Origin of the sequence: Bradyrhizobium sp. NAS80.1, assembly GCF_001908205.1 — a bacterium.
In the GTDB taxonomy this organism is placed as follows: Bacteria; Pseudomonadota; Alphaproteobacteria; order Rhizobiales; family Xanthobacteraceae; genus Bradyrhizobium.
Genome location: NZ_LGHL01000447.1, coordinates 1 through 1,001, shown reverse-complemented (window position 1 = coordinate 1,001; position 1,001 = coordinate 1). Strand labels below are relative to the sequence as shown.

Annotated in this window: 1 pseudogene; it reads right to left on the bottom strand. The window is 58.8% G+C overall.

The window, feature by feature from the left end:
- Positions 1-272 (bottom strand): annotated as a pseudogene (locus tag AC629_RS44120) (sulfite exporter TauE/SafE family protein); the annotation flags it as partial.
- Positions 273-1,001 lie beyond the last annotated feature (729 nt).

The window sequence follows — 1,001 nt, the reverse complement described above, 5'->3', positions numbered from 1 at the left end:
CCGAGCCCGATGCCGACGACTAGGCCCGGAAGCAATGCGAGGAGGTCGGGTTTTGACCACGTCGTCGGCTTCCAGTAGCGCAGCGCGAACAGGTCCATGGCAATGAAAAGTGGCGCAAGCAAGCTGCCTGCCACAATCGGATCCATCACGAGTGCCAGAAGCGGAATGCCTATGATTGCGAAACCGCCGCCGAACGCGCCTTTCATGAAGCCAATTGCGAATACGCCGCTCGCCGCCACGCCGAGAGTAAGCCAGTCAAAAGTCACGACCATGTCGCCGCACAAGCACGCCGCCCGCGCGGCATCGACATCATCATCGATCGTCGATGCGGCCCATGCAATCGATACATTGTACTCGGGGCAATAATCCGAGCCTTTCCGGGCGCGGCACCAGCGGGCGAGATGTAGCCGGGAGACAAGTCAAAGATCTAGCCGAAGCTGCCCGGTAGAGGCGGAATAACAGATCGCCCCATCTTCATTGCATTTTGCAAACGAAGTGAGCCGTCCGTCCTTGCGTGTCGCCGCGCCGATCAGATGCTCGACTTGGTGGCCGGCGGCAATCAGGTAGTCTGCAAAGATTTTCCTGTGACAGTCGGTTCATCGCCTTTCGGTGCACATCAGGACCGGTCGCGGACCAGATATCTGACGGAAGCGATCGAGTGCGGCTGGAAGGATTCGCTCATCGCGTAGTCGGTAGGCGTGCTTTGATCGGGAGCAAAGGAGCAGTGCGAACCCGGCCGAATCGTGAGCGCCGGCGCGATGTTGAGCTGTCACTCGACGATCTGCTGCCCGATCTGGCTAGTGCGGTTGGACGCGCCCCTCGTCCCTGGGCTGGACATCGCCCAAGAATCTCAGCTGTCTGCGCCTGGTTTGCCGCTGATACAAAGAGGTTGCGCCGCGCAGGTTGGAACAACACCTTGCCGCCAAGTATTGCGGTGGGCGCGGCATGTGGACTCAAACAACTTTCACTGAAAAATTTCACATCACTTTTCCAATTGTCCA